At 36.0% G+C, this 16,223-nt stretch carries 18 protein-coding genes; 10 read left to right on the top strand and 8 right to left on the bottom strand.

Annotation, left to right across the window (positions count from 1 at the left end; translation table 11 throughout):
• Positions 1 to 12 precede the first annotated feature (12 nt).
• The 5 genes from ACOKFD_RS01675 to ACOKFD_RS01655 are packed head-to-tail and all read right to left on the bottom strand — an operon-like array spanning position 13 to position 3,845.
• Entirely contained in the window at positions 13 to 534 is a 522-nt protein-coding gene (locus tag ACOKFD_RS01675; protein ID WP_422859666.1) for a cytochrome b/b6 domain-containing protein, read from the bottom strand.
• The gene (locus tag ACOKFD_RS01670; protein WP_422859665.1) at positions 534 to 1,310 is read right to left on the bottom strand and encodes a DUF481 domain-containing protein; all 777 of its coding nucleotides are present in this window, start codon (positions 1,308 to 1,310) and stop codon (positions 534 to 536) included. The genes ACOKFD_RS01675 and ACOKFD_RS01670 overlap by 1 nt, the downstream gene beginning before the upstream one ends.
• Before the next feature lie 10 nt (positions 1,311 to 1,320).
• Entirely contained in the window at positions 1,321 to 2,301 is a 981-nt protein-coding gene (locus ACOKFD_RS01665) for a bestrophin family protein (protein ID WP_422859664.1), read from the bottom strand.
• A gap of 57 nt (positions 2,302 to 2,358) precedes the next feature.
• Complete coding sequence (locus ACOKFD_RS01660) at positions 2,359 to 3,135, bottom strand: nuclear transport factor 2 family protein (protein WP_422859663.1); 777 nt, start codon at positions 3,133 to 3,135, stop codon at positions 2,359 to 2,361.
• A gap of 29 nt (positions 3,136 to 3,164) precedes the next feature.
• The gene (locus ACOKFD_RS01655) at positions 3,165 to 3,845 is read right to left on the bottom strand and encodes a hypothetical protein (RefSeq protein ID WP_422859662.1); all 681 of its coding nucleotides are present in this window, start codon (positions 3,843 to 3,845) and stop codon (positions 3,165 to 3,167) included.
• Between the two features lie 116 nt (positions 3,846 to 3,961).
• On the opposite strand from ACOKFD_RS01655, the gene ACOKFD_RS01650 reads away from it, so the two are divergent.
• From ACOKFD_RS01650 to ACOKFD_RS01620, 7 genes are all read left to right on the top strand, one after another.
• Positions 3,962 to 4,282 carry a winged helix-turn-helix transcriptional regulator gene (locus ACOKFD_RS01650; protein ID WP_413979735.1) on the top strand — a complete coding sequence of 107 codons (321 nt, stop codon included), beginning with the start codon at positions 3,962 to 3,964 and terminating at the stop codon, positions 4,280 to 4,282.
• Positions 4,283 to 4,581: 299 nt separating this feature from the next.
• Complete coding sequence (locus ACOKFD_RS01645; RefSeq protein WP_422859661.1) at positions 4,582 to 5,298, top strand: hypothetical protein; 717 nt, start codon at positions 4,582 to 4,584, stop codon at positions 5,296 to 5,298.
• 145 nt (positions 5,299 to 5,443) lie between these two features.
• Positions 5,444 to 5,731: a helix-turn-helix domain-containing protein gene (locus ACOKFD_RS01640; RefSeq protein WP_422859660.1), complete on the top strand. Its 288-nt coding sequence runs from the start codon at positions 5,444 to 5,446 to the stop codon at positions 5,729 to 5,731.
• A gap of 189 nt (positions 5,732 to 5,920) precedes the next feature.
• Positions 5,921 to 6,217, top strand: a complete 297-nt coding sequence (gene mbpA / locus ACOKFD_RS01635; protein ID WP_422859659.1) for a mobilization protein MbpA — start codon at positions 5,921 to 5,923, stop codon at positions 6,215 to 6,217.
• A gap of 5 nt (positions 6,218 to 6,222) precedes the next feature.
• On the top strand, positions 6,223 to 7,095 hold the full coding sequence (locus ACOKFD_RS01630; protein WP_422859658.1) for a relaxase/mobilization nuclease domain-containing protein: 873 nt from the start codon (positions 6,223 to 6,225) through the stop codon (positions 7,093 to 7,095).
• A gap of 4 nt (positions 7,096 to 7,099) precedes the next feature.
• The gene (locus ACOKFD_RS01625) at positions 7,100 to 7,555 is read left to right on the top strand and encodes a DUF6730 family protein (RefSeq protein ID WP_422859657.1); all 456 of its coding nucleotides are present in this window, start codon (positions 7,100 to 7,102) and stop codon (positions 7,553 to 7,555) included.
• A gap of 315 nt (positions 7,556 to 7,870) precedes the next feature.
• Positions 7,871 to 8,272: a hypothetical protein gene (locus ACOKFD_RS01620; RefSeq protein ID WP_422859656.1), complete on the top strand. Its 402-nt coding sequence runs from the start codon at positions 7,871 to 7,873 to the stop codon at positions 8,270 to 8,272.
• Between the two features lie 509 nt (positions 8,273 to 8,781).
• Here ACOKFD_RS01620 and ACOKFD_RS01615 read toward each other — a convergent pair.
• Together ACOKFD_RS01615 and ACOKFD_RS01610 are read right to left on the bottom strand one after the other, a co-directional pair.
• A complete protein-coding gene (locus ACOKFD_RS01615; RefSeq protein ID WP_422859655.1) occupies positions 8,782 to 11,463 on the bottom strand; it encodes a hypothetical protein in 2,682 nt (893 codons plus the stop codon).
• Entirely contained in the window at positions 11,429 to 12,040 is a 612-nt protein-coding gene (locus ACOKFD_RS01610) for a hypothetical protein (RefSeq protein ID WP_422859654.1), read from the bottom strand. Before ACOKFD_RS01610 ends, ACOKFD_RS01615 begins: the two co-directional genes overlap by 35 nt.
• Before the next feature lie 187 nt (positions 12,041 to 12,227).
• Between ACOKFD_RS01610 and ACOKFD_RS01605 the strand changes: the two genes are divergently transcribed.
• The 3 genes from ACOKFD_RS01605 to ACOKFD_RS01595 all read left to right on the top strand — a co-directional run bounded on the left by ACOKFD_RS01605 (position 12,228) and on the right by ACOKFD_RS01595 (position 13,826).
• The gene (locus ACOKFD_RS01605; protein WP_422859653.1) at positions 12,228 to 12,518 is read left to right on the top strand and encodes a type II toxin-antitoxin system HigB family toxin; all 291 of its coding nucleotides are present in this window, start codon (positions 12,228 to 12,230) and stop codon (positions 12,516 to 12,518) included.
• Between the two features lie 5 nt (positions 12,519 to 12,523).
• Positions 12,524 to 12,883, top strand: coding sequence for a helix-turn-helix domain-containing protein (locus tag ACOKFD_RS01600; RefSeq protein ID WP_422859652.1), 360 nt, complete (start codon positions 12,524 to 12,526; stop codon positions 12,881 to 12,883).
• A gap of 202 nt (positions 12,884 to 13,085) precedes the next feature.
• Positions 13,086 to 13,826, top strand: a complete 741-nt coding sequence (locus tag ACOKFD_RS01595; RefSeq protein WP_422859651.1) for a tyrosine-protein phosphatase — start codon at positions 13,086 to 13,088, stop codon at positions 13,824 to 13,826.
• Here the strand turns inward: ACOKFD_RS01595 and ACOKFD_RS01590 are convergent, their stop codons facing one another.
• Entirely contained in the window at positions 13,827 to 16,205 is a 2,379-nt protein-coding gene (locus ACOKFD_RS01590) for a GumC family protein (RefSeq protein WP_422859650.1), read from the bottom strand.
• Between the last annotated feature and the right edge of the window lie 18 nt (positions 16,206 to 16,223).

The raw sequence follows: 16,223 nt of genomic DNA, 5'->3' as shown, positions 1-16,223 counted from the left end.
ATTGTATTATGTTTAAATTTTGAGGTTCATTCGTTTGAGCACTTCCTTGTTCCTTGTTCTTTGCAGAAATACACCACCAATATGTAGTATGATAAGCACTATGTAAACTATGCCCTGTATATGATGGATAGACACCCAAGTGGAGTTGTAATCCTCTAAAAGAAGTAGATAATTATTTTCGAGAAGCGCAGTGAGTATATTGGTGCTAAAAAGAGAACCAAGGCCAGTAATTGTTAGAACAATAATCAATATGGTCAAAACCTTATGTAAGATTCCAATGAATTTATTTCTGAATGTATTTCCAGTATCAACAGGTTCGGGTCGTTTATCTTTAAAAAAGACGTATATGTGCAATATGGCCAAGAAGAACAACAAGAAGCCCAATGCAAAATGAATTTTATACAATAACAGCTTCTGTTCGGTTGCAACAGTTTCCGACATAGCCAATCCTGTAGGGATTGTAATTAGAATCAAAATCGTTGAGAACCAGTGAATCCAAATGGCACGTTTGCTATATGTTTTTACACCACCCATCAACGCTCAAATTTGTAACTAAGCCCATACGTCAAAAAGGTGTCATTTGCCTTGGCGCCGACCAAATTTATATTCTCATAGAAGTCGTTGAAACTCACTTTTAAGCTCAACCCCTTATAAACAGGAGCAAGTAGTGAGGTCTCTATATTAAATCTGTAGTTTTCCGATTCGCCCACGTCTTGTTGAAACCAGAATAGAAAATTGAAAATCAATCGTTTTGGAACTATGACAAACTTTGAATTTAAAACAGGGGATATGAAAAAGCCGTCTATGGTATCGCTACCGCCGTTATCAAAGTCTTGGAAATTTGCACCAACATATTTTTTGTTGGCATAGCTACCCATAAGCCCAAGCTGTACAAAGGCCCTTTGTTTTTTTATTATGGCGTACCTGGTACCAACCCCATATTGGATGTTTCTATCGATTCTCTTGATGAAGAATTTTTCATAAAAGAAACCACCAAAAACATCAAGTTTTTCATTTATCCTATAGGTCAGGAAATTTCGCGTTAGGTAATCATCCTGCGATTTATTCCCAAATACTTTTTGATAGAGATATAAATGTCGTGAATGCAAATTCCATTTACTGTCTTTTGAATCCAACGAAAAATTCAATTGATTTATAAATTGCAGTCGTTCAAAATTTCCTGTTTGTACATTCCCTGTAGCGGCCAAATCTATTTTCAATTTGGTGCTATCGCTTACTTGTTGGGCATTACTAACAGTGATTAATAGTGTAGCGAGTAGAAATAGTATTTTGCTTGTAGTTGTTTTCATTTTTTGTGTTTTACATTAATACTTCACCATCAATCAGTATGTTCTGTTTTTGAATTGGTAAAGGGATATCGGTATCACGAATCATTTCTCTCAAATCAATCTCTATGGTTCTGCATAGACTTGTGAGCGGAACATCTTCATTTTTATTTTCGAAAGGTGTCTCTGTAAATGAGCCTGTCTTTTCAATTACTATGAACATAAATGAGACAATCATTGTGGTAGGTATCACTAACCAATTTAGTGAGCCGTCAACTGCGATTTCTTCAAAAAGACCTATCAACGCGACGGGTAAAAAGCAAACAAAAATGAATACGAAAACTTGTATAAAGAAGTCGTAGTACATTGGGAACGGTGTCTTTTTGATGCGTTCGGCCTTGCCCTGTAGATTGTAGAACTCAGCTAAAGTGTTCATCATCTCATACAGACGGAAATCCTCAATAAGGCTATCATTTAAAATCTGCTTAAGATGTTGTGATTGCTGATGAATAATTTGGGTGGGCACATTACTAAAAGTGAGCAGTTTCTTTAATTCACTTTCGGTCAAGAACTCTTTTAGTACTTCGTGGTATTCTCCTTGCTGATTCCGAAGGTTAAGTCGTAATGCATTTATGTATGCGATATGCCTATAGATGATGCTCTTTTGAATTTGGGTTGCGCCTAGTTTCGAACTACTCTTGTTATGATTGGAAATATAGGTGAGCACCTGAATTGCAAATGTTCTACTGGAATTGACAATACCACCCCATATCTTACGTGCCTCCCACCAACGGTCGTAAGCGGAGTTGTTTCTAAAGCTTAGGAAAATGGATAGCGCCGTACCCAAAATACCAATAGGAATAGCCCCCTTGAGCCCCAACCCCTTTATTTCTTTAAACTCGAATAAAACATAAACGGTACTGGAAAGCAGGAGTATGAACAAGAGATACTTCCATAAATAGACGATGATGGCTAATAGCCACACCATCCGATTGCTCGAAATTTTGGTAATCATATGAGTAATGGTTGGTTAAAAAAGAAGGGCGTATTTTCTACGCCCTTCCAGATAGTCCTAGAAGTGGGGATGCTCATTTGCAACATTCTCCCACGGTTCAATTGCCTGTTCAACACTCCAGTGTTCGGCAATCAATCCATCATCAATTCTAAACCAATCAAAAACCACTCTCTCATTATCACCAAAATAATGTGAGTGGGCCATCACTAAATCTCCAGAATTCAATAGCAACTTATTATCGTGCTGCATTTTTCCTCCCATTTTGTTTTTAATGTGGTCGACCAAGACGTCTTTGCCTTTAAGAGCACCGTCATTTTCGTTATGATACACGTAATCCGAGGACACTAAATTGTCGATTTCTACAAGTCTTCCCCTGTTCAATACGTGGTCAAGAAAACGCTTTACAACCGCTTTATTTTTTGCTCTGGTCTCGTCCGTTACTTCTTTTTCTCCATCACCACCACCTGCAATAGAATTTTGTAATTGGTTCTCTGGCATAGGCATTAGCGCATCCCAGTGTTCTTGTACTTTACCATTTTCGATGCGCCAAACATCTGTGCATAAAAGTGGAATATCGCCAAGAGGATTAGGAGCGGTATAATAACCGTGGTACGCCATAATATCTCCATCGGATACCCAACGAATAGGTTTGTAGCCGAAATCCATTTCCAGCATCTGCTTTAAATGGACAATGGTATCACCTGCCCACGGATTGTGTTGGATAAAATCTACGGCAAAATTTGCATCAATACCTGATTCGCTCTTATCCTTTAAGATGGCATCAAGACCATCAAATACAATTTGGATATTCTTTTTTTCTTTGGCTGTTAACATTTTCTAGTGTTTTTAGTGATTATTGATTTTTATTTGTAAACTCTTTCAAGAGGGATTTGTAGTTGATGTGGACGATTTTCAGGCTTATCAAAAGGAGTTCCATCAACGTGCTTAGCACCCATAAATAGCATTCCGTTTTTGAAGTAGATAAGGTCATAATCGGAAACTATTTGACCATCCACAATATTGAACATTGGGAATGCCTTTTGTAAAATGTCCTTTTTCCTATTGGCTTCAAAGGCAGACATTCCTTTGGGTAAAGCCTGGTTAAGCATTTGGGCCGCTTGTGGATTTAGAGGGGTAACTCCGAAACCTTGGTCCAAGACATAATCTATTTTCCAGGCACCGTCTGCAATAGGATGTTCGTCACCCCATTTTAAATGTCCTTTGAATTCAAATTCCATAAGGGGTAACTTACCGTAGTTATCACCATAGAGTGTTATGATACCTGTGAAAGTGTCGTCTTTTTCGAAAGTGAAGTCCCGCCTAAGATAGGTAGGGGTAACAGTTCCCGTTCCCGTTCTATCCTCGGTAGGCCTTAGTTCTACGGCAATACTTTTCCATTGACCCACAGCATAGTCCTTCACTTCATTTAGTGTCTTAGGCTCTTTACTATTTAGTATTGCTTTTTTACGCAGTGTTTGTGCACTAAGCGATGTTATTGCCAAAAGGCATGCCAGCATGCCGAATGATTTTAGCGTTCTCTTCATGATATTTAAATTTTACAATTCGCGTTAAATATGTTATGTTTATCTCTAATAATCAAGTAGTTATAAATAAATTACATAGTCATTTTTTATAGACCTTAATTGAAAATCAGCTAGTTATGAAAAGTGAAATAAATGTTAAATCCGATGCCTGCCCTGTTACCTATACCATGAGTAAAATCGGGGGTAAGTGGAAACCCATAATTTTATATTTAATCGATAAGGGTGGGAATCGCTTTGGTGTTTTGCAAAGAGCTATTGAAGGAATAAGTAAACAGATGTTGACCAAACAACTCCGGGAACTTGAGGCTGATGGACTTTTACACCGGAAAATTTTTGCTGAGATTCCGCCTAGGGTAGAATATTCGATTACCAAAAAAGGGAGTTCTCTCTTTCCTATTATTGAAAGTATGCGTGATTGGGGAGAAGCGGAAATGTGAAGTATTAAATGTTCAAAAAATCACTTGTGGAACTTTTATTCACTTGCCCCTGCGGAAGTCGGGCAAACCTTCCATTCCAATCTTCCCCAAACGAACACGCTTCGCCGGTCCGCTCGGGAAGTCTTTCCGCTTTCGGTTTGCCAGACCCCCTCGGAACCGCGCGAAAGAACAAGCGGCGAAAGGCCGCTTGTTCTTTCTTCTCCCTTCCCACAAGTACATTTTACAGGAGCATAGTCGTCAAAAGCGACATTACATCCTTATCCTGCGGATTTGCCACGAGAAAATGTTAATTTGATGAGATGTTTCTGATTCTTAAGTATTTCATGCTTGCCTGTTTCGCTTACGTGATTATTAGGATTGTGGTACCCTATCTCGTGCTATTTATACGATTTATGTTCAATGAACCTTTCAAATGGGACAAATTTGTGGAAAAGCCCAGATTGGTCTTCTATGCCATAGGTCTCCTCAACATGCAGTTGGGTTTCAATGCAATCCTAGAACATCCGGGGCAATTTGCCACTTTTTACTTAATTGTTGGTTGCTTTCTTTTTTTGGGCGGAATTTTCATGACACAAGTGACCTGGACAAAAAGATTCAAGAAGGTGTTCATTCCCAAAATCAAAGAAAAACTAAAAACCCCAAGAAACTTCAATATTTCAATCAGTGAATCCCAACTAGGGAAGCTTTACGACAACATGGTTCGTTATGATATGGTCATCATAGACGAAACTTCAAAAGATGATTTTATCCAATGCTTTCTAAAGAATTGGGACGAACATGATGCCAAGATTCACCTGAAGTTAAAGAACCCTTCCTGCAAAGAGTTTTATGAATTGTTCAAGTTGACCTTTCCGAAGAATGATTTGCAGCTTATTGACTTCATTAAAAATTCGGATTTGCTAAGGCGTGAAGATGGTCAACCCTATAACTACGATACCGTTAGAAATGCCCTGACCAGAAACAGATTTTCCAAAAGAAGCGAGGAATTGGAAGCCGTATTTGCCCCATTTTCATAAAACCTGCTTGCATTCCCCTCTATTTTGCTTGCACTACATGCGATGCAAGCCTTTCCTATGGTTTCCTATACTAGTTTGCTGAAAGAATTCTAATAAAAAGTACAAAAGCTTTTGTCCATTGTTTCACACCCAAAAATCTAGAATAATGGATTATTTAAAACTAGAGGAACGTCTTGAACGTATAGAACGATTACTGTCAAGCAATAAGGAAGTATTGACTTTTGAAGAGGCCTGTGAATACATGGGCGTATCACGAAGTTTTCTTTACAAACTTACTTCAAGAAGACAGATACCGCACTCAAAACCCAATGGTAAAATGATATTCTTCGAAAAGAAGAAACTCAATCTTTGGCTATTACAGAACAACAGAAAATCAAAAGCTGAATTGGAGGCGGAGGCACTTAAATATGCCCTTAGAAAACGTGGTAATTGAATTATCAGATTTACATAAATACCTCTTATTTGATTGCTTCTTTTCTTGAATCTTATAAGTCGTGGATAGGGAGATGAGAGGTGTTTCGGTTGTGGTTTGGGATATGCGTCTGAGTGAGAATTCAAGATGTGTCATTGTCATGACAAATCTTGCTTTTGCTCCCGAAGGTCGCAAAAGAGAAAAAAACGTATGAAAAGGGAATTCGTCCAATTCAGGTGCTCGGTCTACGAGAAGAAATTACTGAAGGTTAAGGCAAAAAAATCAGGTCTTTCCATCAGCGAGTATTGTCGCCGTGCCGCATTCGATGATAGGATTATTGAACGTTTATCGGAAGACCAAATCGAGGCTTATAAGTTATTGGTACAGTACCAGAACAACTTCAAACGTATCGGAAATATGTTCCGAAAACGGAATCCAAAGTTGGCGGGTGAAGTCACCCAACTGGCAAAAGAAATCAGGGAGCACCTTTTAAGTTTTAAGGTATGATTGGAATGGGAAAATCCATATCGCATACATCTGCATCCATGGCTTATGGACTTCGGGAGGAAAAGAAGCCCGAGATTGTTCATAGCCAATATCTCGCGGGAGATACTCCAAAGGAGATTACCCAGGAGTTCAGGACCATACAACAACAGAATCATCAATGCAAAAAGAACACTTTGAGTTTCGTGCTCAGTCCTACCATCAAGGATGGCAAGGAAATGAAGAACAAACAACTTCAAGAAATCACGCAACACTTTTTAAAACAAATGAAATTACAGGAGAACCAGGCGATTGCTTTTGTACACAGAAACCGGAAACACGTTCATATCCATTTATATGTGAACCGAATCAATTTTCAAGGTCAAGCCTATAAGGATAACTTCATAGGAAAGCGGAGCCAACAAGCTGCTGAATACGTGGCAAAGGAAATGGGGCTGACTACGGTTCGGGAAGTACAACAACAAAAACTGGACAAGGCCAAGGACATACGGATGATTCTTAAAAGAATCCACGAAAAGGTCATTAGCGAGGTCAGGCCAAAGGACTTTGACCAATACATCAAGGCTATGGAAGCCTATCCTTTAAAGGTTATCCCATCCATCAATAAACAGAACCAATTGCAGGGTTTTCGGTTTGAGTTTGCAGGGCAAAATTTAAAGGGAAGCGAGGTACACCGCTCCATGTCCATGAACAAAATAGCAGAACAGATTGGTTTCAACAGAAATGTAGTGGAGAAAGCCAAAACAGAAAATGCAATGAAACTAATGGGTAAAATGGTAAGCATCTCCCCTAACCTAGTCGCTAAAATTGTAACGAAAGTAATCTCAAAAACCATCAAAAGAACCATTGATAAAGGAATAGGAATCGAAATAGGAATGTAGCATTATGGCAAAACTGGATGAAATAGCGGAATTGTTGACAGAGGAACTGAAGAACTTTGAATATTCGGTCAATCGAATGGAAAAACTGAAAGAGTTTCTTATGGGATATAAATTTTCAGCAGACACCGCCAATATTGACTACCTTCTAAAAGGGTACAACAACAGTCAGAAGAAAGCAGTTGAAGAACAGAACAAGTTATTGGCCAATGTTATCTACCATGTCAAGAAATCCATTGCATTTCCAAAATGGGCAGTGAAATTGTTCTGGGGGTTTTTGGTGACCGTTTTGTTGGTTTTGGGTTACGCCCTATTCCAGATTTCGAGCATCCCAAAAAAGGAGCAAACTGCTTTTTCGCAAGGTGAAAGTAATGCGGTTAGGCACTTTGAGCGATTTATGGAGGAAACCCCAGAGGCAGGTGCCCTTTATGAAGAATGGCGCAATCTCAAAGGCAAAAAGTAGTTTGCGCCCTATCCGATTTTTGCTTCACGCTTATCTGCCGGAACACTACAAAAACCGGACAGGAACCGTGCGCAAAGTTTGGGGTAAGATTTAGGAATTAAGCAATTTTACTTTAGAGAGTAATTCATTATGGAAAATACTCCTTTCATCACTCAATTTCTTATAGTAGATTATAATGCTCTTGACGTCAAACGAGGGTAGCTCCAAATATCAAAATTAATAACTTGTGGTGTGGCAATATTATTTCAAACTACATGTTAGTCAAAATTGAATCGGTGCTAACCCAAGGAATTATTAAAATAAATCAGAAATTAATTGGACTTAAAAACAATTAAAAAAAATGGAGTAGGCGTACTAAGACGGTACTTGCCAAATTTATTTTTACATCTTGATGTGAGCGATATTGAGAATTTTATTGAAAAAGGATATAATCACTCCTTGACCTTAACTGAAGGAACCCCTTTGAATAACTTTTTAGGCTTATTCTTAAGCCTAGTCATGAGTTCGGTCGGGCAGGGATCGGTTATAATTATTAGGGAAATGGAAATCTTTAACTATCTATTAGGTGAGTTTCATAGAATAGTTGGTGAGAACCGCAATTTCAAGAACCTCCTTCAAGGTAACATTAATGATTTTAAGCAGAATAATTTTCTCAATACTTTAAGTGAAGTTGCTGCTTTACTGGAACTGTCAAAAAGTTATAATTTTTTGAATTAGAATACGAAATGTCAAACGGCAAAAGCATTGATTTTGAATTGGAGCATCCAGCTACAGGAAAAATACTTTTGATAGATGTAGTGAGTTTGTACTTCGATCCCACACGATATGAAAACAAAAAAGGGTTTAAAAGGCTAATCAATTATCGAATTAAAACTAAATATTATTCAAAGACTAAAGGCCTTACAAGTCAACAAAAAAAGGATGTCTACATTTTTCCAGTATTTCACGATATTTCCGGTAGTCATGAAGAAACTCAAAAAATACTTAGAGCAAATAAGAAGTTTTTATTAGGTATAAAGCCTCGAAAATGTTTTTTCCTTAAAAACAACGCAGTGAAAATACACTTTTTTGTAAACTTGAATTTTCAGAAATATAATCTGGTTACTGCGGAAGAATATTTTAAGCTACTTCCAAAAAAGTAAACGAATTTGCATCTTAAGTTTGAAAAACAACCAATTCATTAGAAGTAGTGATTAAATCAAACAAGTATAATCAAACTTAGGTCGCTAATTGTATTTCTCATACAAATCTCTTAGAAAGTATTGCCCGTTCTTCGCAAATTCGTTGCATATTCTATTTGAGTAGTTATACAACTTCTTATTATTTTGCTGGTACATATACTCTGTAAACTCAATAATTTCTTTTTGCATAATAGAGGCATAATAAAAGTCTTGGAAGATTGACTCCATAAATAATTCACATGCATAAATACTGCTCTGCAATACATCTCCCCTGAGCTTTAATCGATTAAGATTTTTTATCAACTCGTCGAAATCTCTACCTTGCCTCGCAAACTTTGAGGTCTTCATTATTAATCCGAAAGTCCCCTCATCAAGCTCTTCGACATATTTTATCAAATAAAAGATTGTAGGCATGTCCCTTGCTTCAGCATCATTACGGTATTCTAGTATTTCAAGAATACGATTCCAAATTTTAAAAATCTTCTGTTTGAAATTTTCTTTTCTCGTATTATCTAGTTGTTCTAAATATTGGTCAAACTTGAAGGAAAGGGAATGAACGATGCTTCTTATTTTTTTGACATCTTTAATTTCGAGTATCTGAGTTATTATGTCTCCCTCTTTTAAGTCCTCAAAATCAAAAATGTAAAAGATGGTAGCATGCACTTCGACAGGGTTTTCACCCATTGTGCTATCCTCTATTTTCCAGTTCTGTTTAATGGCAAGGGAATATATTTTTTTGAAAGTTTTATATTCAAATTCGGAAGAAGGATAAGTCAAAAGATGGCCTCCAAAATAGGATTTTATGGTTTGCTCTTGCAAGTCAGGAATACTTTCTAGTTGCCTTTCGGTCCATGTGAAGTCTAAAAAATAAAACTGATTCCTATGCCAACCCAGATACATATAAAATTCCTGAATATTGTATTCAATCAACTTTTCATAAGCCGCTCGTTCTTTATCAGCCCATCTGGTTTCTTTTTGTCCCTTTATGTTTGAATGTCTGGCTTTTCTTAATGAGTAGTCAATTAAGGTGCCTATTATGACACCGGTTGTTGAATTTATAGCATACATTGCCGAACCTAACTTTCCTAACTGCGAATCCGGAAGTTCATTCGATATATAGTTGGTAATAAAGCGAAATATAATTTTTTCGGCCAAAGGGAGTAACTTTGAATCAAAGGATTTCCTATCATCTCGCATTCCAGCACTTAACAATCTACAGAAACTTCTGATAACGGAAAAGTGGTCGAACTTATACGAAGTATTTTGGAGCTCTAGCTTATTAGACCCAAAAACTGACTGCACAGTATACTCATCAACAAACTTTAAACATGACTTCCAATCTATATGGACTTCATTTTTCCAAGTTTCAGAAAGACCAGAGTAGATTTCTGAGATATGATGGTACGGTACTTTCAGAAACTTAGTATAATTTTCCGAAAATAGATTCGGGTTTTCTTTGATAGCGTCTTGTAAAGCTCTTGCTAATCCTTCGACACATGGTTCTCTAAAACCACGTTTTGGATCAAATTCCTTTAATGTTTTAATCAACTGTGCTGTAGGAAGATTAATCATATCCTTTTTAGAGATTGGTGATATACTTCCAAAGGTTATATTCCGTTCCAACTTTGGTCTAACAGATTGTTTTGTTTTATTAAGTCTTTCCGATAGTTCTTCAAAGTCGTTTTTGAAATAGGGACTGGCATTTAGAGAAGAAAGCCACAGTAATTTATATTCATCTAAGTACTTTTCCTTATTGTAGTATTTATCATTCTGTGAACCATTATCAATTATTTCTCTAAGGATATGTGCTTCTTTTTTATTTAAGTGAATAGCAATCTCCTCTAACATGAAATATAAGTCATCTGCCCAAAAGGTTTCCGAAAAAACCTTCCTTTCATCTTGATTCCGAATTAACTCAAAAAACAGGCTTCGAGAAATATTCCAAGTCTTTGCAAAAAGAAAAAAAGAAAGTTTGATAAAGTGTTTGTGCTTGTATCGTTTACTTAAAAATAATTGTATTATTTCTTTAATCCTTTGATCATCCAGTTTCGCTATTTCGACACAAGTATTTTGTAGAAAAATTGTGTAGATCACTTCTATTGAATAGGATTGCTTTTCGGTTTTATCCAGGTCGAAAAGACTTTTAATCCAAAAACCACTAATATAACTTGCTTTAAGGTAGGTCAATAGATTATCGGCAATGTAAAAAATGATTCTATTCGAACAATATAAAGGGATTGAAGTATATAGGATAGGATTTTGACATGCTTGCTTAAGTCTGTAAGCTCGAATAACAGGAAAGTACTTTCCGGTCTCATAAGTTGATCGATCTTGAAATACTTCCTGATCGGAAATTCGGAAGATAAGTTCAATTAATTTCTCAATCTTTTGCTTGTTATCAAGTGCAACTTTCTCTTCTTCAAAAAAAGAGTATATGAACTTGAAAATAGCTTCACTTTGAAGATTGTTTTCGTATCTAGTATAGAAATATTTAGGCAAATCATCTATTATAGAATCTGTTATGAACTTCTTGGGTAAATTTGTCATTATGTCTATAAGGAAATACCAGATTCTATAGTTTTCCAACTTTCTGATATTACAAGAGTATTGGTTAATCTCCTCGATAATCTTAATCAATAGTTTGGAATACTGTTCCTCAACCGCCCCATCTTTTATTTCCTTAGAAATGAACTCAAGATATTTCGGCTTGGTTCCATAGTAAATCATCTAAAATATATTCAGGAGAAAAGAATCCTTTGTTGTATAAAGGCTTTAACCAGCTTACTTTTTTGAGGTTGATATAAAAATGTCTCTCTTTCTGTTTATCAGAAAACAAATTTTTTAAAGCCTCTAAAATTTGATTTGTCGGCTCTTCAAATTTTGCTATACGTTCGATACGGTTTAATTGATTTATGAAGCTTCCTACAAGTTTTAAAAGAATAGCTTCATATTCCTTCCATAATTGAATTACTTCGGTTGGGTTTCTTGGGGCTTTGGTAGCCCCTCTTCGATGGGCATATTTTTGAAACTTTGACGAGACTTCAATGTACTTCAAAGCAAATGGATCATCCAATTTTAAGTCTAGGGCAACTAATATAGATGCTGCGTTTCCGCGATTCTTAAGCGAGGGGTCTTTTTGTAATTCTTCTTTGGCACTCAGCGGTGAAAGTATATCCCTCAACCCTCCATCTATTTCACGGGCAATATGTGCAAGAAGATAGGATTGAGAAACTAAATCATCTTTGTCAATAATATTTAAAGCATCATTATAGAATGAAGAAATTTCCTCACCAATACTCTTCAATCCGTCATATATGTTTTTTTGGGTATCTGTCATTAGCATAACATTAATATAATGCCTTGGTGAAAAAAGTGAAGCACTTTTAAACTAGATTTTTTCAAAAGATTACAAATAGATTAAATACTAAAATTACATAAAGTATAAATTAATTACCAAATATGTAATTTTTATTTATCTTTGCAGGGTGCATGTGATTTCATTTAAAAAGCTAAGGGATTTTTTCTCAAAGGAAACAAATGCAAAGGTTGCCTTACAAGATTGGTACAAGAGAACCAAGAAGGCAGAATGGGAAAGTTTTGCAGATTTAAAAAACACGTTTAATTCTGCTGATAATGTCGGAAACAATAGATATGTATTCAACATTAAGGGAAACCATTACAGAATCGTTGCCATCGTGCTGTTCAAAATTAAAAGAGTGTATATACGGTGGGTGGGTAACCATAAAGATTATAGTAGATTAAAGAACATCGATAAATTGTAAAAGCTATGAGCGCAATTTCTCACAAACAATATGTAGAAGCCAATCTTCGCTTAGAAGAGCTTTTAAAGGAGGTTGACAACAATACTCCTGAAGATTCTCCTTTGTCCAAAGAACTCGTTGAGGTCAGTGATATTATCGAACAATATGAAGAAATCCATTTCCCCATGGGATTACCTACCCTACAGGAAATGATTGAACTTCGTATGTTTGAGATGGGTTTAAAAAGGAAAGATTTAGCAGCTCTGTTAAATACCAGTGCTTCCAGAATCAGTGATTATTTGAATGGAAAGCGGGAAATCACCTTAAAAGTAGCCAAAGCGTTGCACCAAAAACTGAATATAGACAGTGATATTATATTACAATAACGGCTTTATGGAAAACAAAGTAGTACCAAAAGAAAGCAAAGGTTTTCACCTATTTTCCACCTCAAACGGCCCTACCCTACTGTTTATGGGGATTGGAAAATATTGCATCGGGAAGTGAGAGTAAAGTCAATCATCCCACCGTTTTTAATTTATTACAACCAAAAAGGCGAATACCCCTATCTTTGGAATCCAAATTTTAATCATGTTCAGTTTTTTTGAAAAAAAGACCTTCCTGGTGGACCATCTGCATGGTTTAGTAGATATTCATAACCATATACTTCCTGGAATTGATGATGGAGCCAAAACAGTTGAAGAGTCTATTAGTTTGATTAAAGGGTTTTCCGAATTTGGAATAAAAAGTTTTGTATTCACGCCTCACATAATGCACCACTATTATCCAAATACACCACAAACAATAAAAGTTGCCTACGAGCGGGTGAAAAAAGGATTGCTAGCAAGTGGAATGGAGGAAGTTCAAATAGACTATGCCGCTGAACATATGATTGATGAGAATTTTGAGAATCTTTTAAATAAAAATGCAGTTCTTCCCGTTCGAAAGGAATATCTTTTGATAGAGATGTCCTATTTGCAACCTTCTCTTTACTTTGATGAAGCTATTCTTCAAATTGCAAAAAAGTCTTTTTTCCCAATTCTTGCTCACCCTGAGAGATATACCTATTATCATAAAAAACAAAATAGCTATGGTAAGATGAAATCCGAAGGAATACAATTTCAACTAAATCTTTTATCCTTGGGTGGTTATTATGGTAGTGAAATTCAAAGAATATCTCACAAATTATTGAAAGATGACTTAGTTGACTTCATTTCTTCAGATGTTCATAACCAAAGACAATTGTTGGCATTGAAAGAAACAAAAATCTCAAAAAAAAATCTGGGTCTCTTGCATGGGATAATCGATAATACCCTTATGACTTTTTACTAATCAGGACCTAAAACTCCACCATTTCTTAACCGTTTTACCGTAGCCATAGCCATAACTACCTCCATATCCTAGGTTTGAAGTCTTTACATTATTTACTACGAAAGCTAGTCCTTTCAACTTTCCATCCTCAACCAATTTAATTGGGAATTCGAGAACTTTTTTATCTGTTACACCAGCCTTAGTAACATATAAAATCTGATTGGCGTACTTACTAATTAAAAGTGTATCGGTAATGACCATTAATGGTGCTGTGTCAACTAAGATATAATCATATAAGTCTGAAGCCGACTTAAAAAGTTCTTCTAGTCTGTCACTCATTAGAAGTTCAGCTGGATTTGGTGGGATTTTACCTGAGTACACCACATCGATACTGTTTGAATCAACATCTAAACTCTGAACAATATCATTAAAACTCAAGTTTGGCTCACTTAAATACTCTGTTAACCCTTTTTTTGATGATCTTTTTGATAAACTAGTCGGTTCTTCTTTTAAACTATTGCTTTCCGGAAAAAAAGTATAGATTTTTGGATTTCTAATATCAGCTCCTATTAAAAGAACACTCTTTCCAGTACTAGCAAAAATCATGGAAAGATTAGATGACAGAAAGGTTTTACCTTCTCCTGGCACGCTGGATGTGATGAAAACAACTTTCCCTTTATCATCTCTGTTCTTGGATTGAAATATGTAATCTATATTTGTCCGTAGAATCCTCAAAGACTCGGCCAGCACAGAGCGATCTTCTTTTTTAATCAATTTATCCTCTTTTCTTCCAAGTTTGGGTATTTCTGCGAGTACTGGTTTTATATTTCCAATTGTTTTCTCTAAATCAATTTTATTATGAATTTTATTGTCGAGTAAATCAGATGTATAGATTATGGAAAATGGGACTAATAGACCAAGTACCATTGCCGCTAAATAAACAATCTTTCTTTTAGGAGATATTGGAATAGGTAATCCATAAGGAGAATCTACAACTTTTGATTTTGGCGCTGCTGAGGCAAAAGTAATCTGTGATTCCTCACGTTTCTGTAAAAGATAAAGATAAAGAGATTCTGTTGTCTGTTGTCTCCTTGATATATCTCGCAACGCCCTTTCATTACTTGGAGCTGCAAAAATTCTAGAATTAATTTGTGATAATTGCTTACTAAGGCTGTTTACCTGCAAGTCTAAATTGTTGGTGACGTTATTTAAACTTGACTGCATTCCTTTTTTAAGATTTTCCAATTGTTGATCCAATTTGACAATAACCGGGTTTTTCTCATTAGAACTTTTTAGAAGTCTTTCCCTTTCCGCCACAAGCTGGTTATATCTTTGAGCTGTACCGGAAATCCCTTCATCTGTAAGTCCAACTTCAGGAATAATGCCGTATCCTTCTTGACCATTAATCAACTCTTTCATTGAGTTGGCAATGCTAAGCTGTATATTAGCATTTTGAAGCTCACGCTCGCTAGTAGCACTTTGAGTAAAATTCACATTTGATTGCGAGCCTAAATCTGCAATTCCTCTTCTGGATTTAAAGTTTTCAGCTGATTCGTCTACTGTAGATAAATTGGAGTAAATCTCAGTAATCCTATCATTAATAAACTTTGAAGTTTTGTCGGCGATATTCTTTTTGTCAGCTACCGCATTCGCGTTGTAAGTATAGATTAAATTATCTATTACATCGATTGATCGTTCTAAAATGGCATCCGTTAAAGAAATATTTATAATACTAGAAAGTTTATCAGCGGGACGAACGTTTACGCTTGCCCTGTAGCTACTTGCTACCTGAGGAATTGGGGTTACAACAATCTTTAGCTTTTGACCACTATTTAGCATTGATTTCTTGTTTGCACTGGGAACCAATATCATATCCCCTATTTGCGTAGTAACGCCGGCACCATAGGAATGCTTTTTAAAGGTTTTGTCTTCAAACTCAGAAAATGAAAATTCAGTTTCGGAAACTAGATTTATGTAAAATTCAAACTGGGATTTGTTTATAAGTGAATCCTCTGCGATAAAATTAATGTTAAAAGGCAGATTTTCTTCGCCGTAAAGTTCTGAGTTTACCACATTTCCCAAAACAAAATACCTAATATTTAGTTTAAGTTTTCGCACTATATCAATAAAATTCCCCCTTGCCATTAAGAGTTCTATTTCATCTTCTACTTTCGTTTGTCCTCCAGAAAGCAAGTCCAAGTCTTGGAAAACGCTTAGCTCAGATGAGCTTGACTTATCCTCAATAACTTGAATTTTGGCCATGGCATTATATTGAGGAGTAGTATACCTTAAATAAAAGTAGGACATTAATACAGTTACAAATAGACTAACTGCAAACCATTTCCAATGTCTAAGATACTTTCCTAAAATCCCTTTTAAATCTATCCCTTCTTGATACATAAAACCCAAATAAGACTT

Source organism: Flagellimonas ulvae (assembly GCF_049333175.1).
Taxonomy (GTDB): domain Bacteria; phylum Bacteroidota; class Bacteroidia; order Flavobacteriales; family Flavobacteriaceae; genus Flagellimonas.
The sequence above is the reverse complement of the archived record's forward strand: the minus strand, read 5'-3'. Positions and strand labels throughout refer to the sequence as shown.

Excerpts from the sequence above, each read along its gene's own strand:
- ACOKFD_RS01615 (WP_422859655.1), bottom strand. The coding sequence starts at position 11,463 with ATGATTTACTATGGAACCAAGCCGAAATATCTTGAGTTCATTTCTAAG.
- ACOKFD_RS01645 (WP_422859661.1), top strand. The coding sequence starts at position 4,582 with ATGTTTCTGATTCTTAAGTATTTCATGCTTGCCTGTTTCGCTTACGTG.
- ACOKFD_RS01625 (WP_422859657.1), top strand. The coding sequence starts at position 7,100 with ATGGCAAAACTGGATGAAATAGCGGAATTGTTGACAGAGGAACTGAAG.
- ACOKFD_RS01660 (WP_422859663.1), bottom strand. The coding sequence starts at position 3,135 with ATGTTAACAGCCAAAGAAAAAAAGAATATCCAAATTGTATTTGATGGT.
- ACOKFD_RS01595 (WP_422859651.1), top strand. The coding sequence starts at position 13,086 with ATGTTCAGTTTTTTTGAAAAAAAGACCTTCCTGGTGGACCATCTGCAT.
- ACOKFD_RS01665 (WP_422859664.1), bottom strand. The coding sequence starts at position 2,301 with ATGATTACCAAAATTTCGAGCAATCGGATGGTGTGGCTATTAGCCATC.
- mbpA (WP_422859659.1), top strand. The coding sequence starts at position 5,921 with ATGAAAAGGGAATTCGTCCAATTCAGGTGCTCGGTCTACGAGAAGAAA.
- ACOKFD_RS01600 (WP_422859652.1), top strand. The coding sequence starts at position 12,524 with ATGAGCGCAATTTCTCACAAACAATATGTAGAAGCCAATCTTCGCTTA.
- ACOKFD_RS01675 (WP_422859666.1), bottom strand. The coding sequence starts at position 534 with ATGGGTGGTGTAAAAACATATAGCAAACGTGCCATTTGGATTCACTGG.
- ACOKFD_RS01630 (WP_422859658.1), top strand. The coding sequence starts at position 6,223 with ATGGGAAAATCCATATCGCATACATCTGCATCCATGGCTTATGGACTT.
- ACOKFD_RS01650 (WP_413979735.1), top strand. The coding sequence starts at position 3,962 with ATGAAAAGTGAAATAAATGTTAAATCCGATGCCTGCCCTGTTACCTAT.
- ACOKFD_RS01655 (WP_422859662.1), bottom strand. The coding sequence starts at position 3,845 with ATGAAGAGAACGCTAAAATCATTCGGCATGCTGGCATGCCTTTTGGCA.
- ACOKFD_RS01670 (WP_422859665.1), bottom strand. The coding sequence starts at position 1,310 with ATGAAAACAACTACAAGCAAAATACTATTTCTACTCGCTACACTATTA.
- ACOKFD_RS01640 (WP_422859660.1), top strand. The coding sequence starts at position 5,444 with ATGGATTATTTAAAACTAGAGGAACGTCTTGAACGTATAGAACGATTA.
- ACOKFD_RS01590 (WP_422859650.1), bottom strand. The coding sequence starts at position 16,205 with ATGTATCAAGAAGGGATAGATTTAAAAGGGATTTTAGGAAAGTATCTT.